This is a genomic window from Holdemania sp. 1001302B_160321_E10 (assembly GCF_015552275.1).
GTDB lineage: Bacteria > Bacillota_I > Bacilli_A > Erysipelotrichales > Erysipelotrichaceae > Holdemania.
Genome location: NZ_JADNEM010000040.1, coordinates 24,131 through 25,130, shown reverse-complemented (window position 1 = coordinate 25,130; position 1,000 = coordinate 24,131). Strand labels below are relative to the sequence as shown.

Annotated in this window: 1 protein-coding gene; it reads left to right on the top strand. The window is 38.0% G+C overall.

Going from position 1 to position 1,000, the window contains the following annotated elements:
- A partial coding sequence (locus tag I2D94_RS18410; protein ID WP_229056923.1) for a hypothetical protein occupies positions 1-284 on the top strand: 284 nt, incomplete at its 5' end.
- Positions 285-1,000 lie beyond the last annotated feature (716 nt).

Sequence of the window (1,000 nt, the reverse complement as noted above, 5' to 3'; positions counted from 1 at the left end):
TTATATCGGAGGGTATTTGTTTTTTTAACACTTTAAGCTCTGGCACCACGCGCATAGCACGTGGTATCCACTTCGTATTAAAAATGAGTCCCATTTCTGGAACTCATCTGCGTCTTTCTTGTTTCGGTTTTTCTCTCACCAACACTATTTTTGAAAGAGCCACAATACTTACGGCGTTTCTCAATGAAAAAAACCGCAAGAGGGAAAGTTGCGGTTTCTCATGGGAGAAAGGAAACGGGGGATTTCCTTTCGTACTTATTATGAACAGAGAAGATCAAATTTAAATTAATTAAGAAAGGAAAATTTTAGAAATGAAGAAATGTTTTGTGGTCTTCTCTGTTTCCATTATTAGTATATCGGAATACTGTGTGTTGTTTATGGAAGCATCGTGAACTTTTTGTGAAAATCAGATCTGGATATTGAGCGGATTACGAACAGTTAATGTCGTCAATCAGAACACCAGTTAAGGCAGGCCGGTGATCGGAAAGGGTATTGTTATCGTTAGTCCCGGCCGAAAAAAACAACTTCTGAGGGAGGGACAGAAGTGTTTCAAAGACATGAATTAACAGAAGAGAAAAATTTGGAATGATCAGTTTATGCTTGTGGATAATTGAATATTCGCCAGCTTGGGCTTCTGACTGGATACTCCCTTTCTTAAGGACATTATTATAGAAAATCATTTTGAACGTACCGAGCATTTTTTGTCTAATGCGTGTAAACCCTCTTTAAGGATAACAAAAAAGTCCCGGTGTTTCCGCAAGTCATGATAGAAAGCAGAAAAAACTGCGCCGGGGAAAGCGCAGCCTTTTCTCCCGTGAAAACAGGGGAGGGTTTTCATCGGGATCATGATTATTGATTTAAGAGAAGAGGGAAAACTATTTTATTTCTATATTTTGAGAAGAGGAAAATATTTGAAATTCTATACTGATCTTCTTGGATGCCTCCTTTCCTGATGACTGTATTATAGGAAAAAATTATGGGATAACGATGGTTTTTCCGT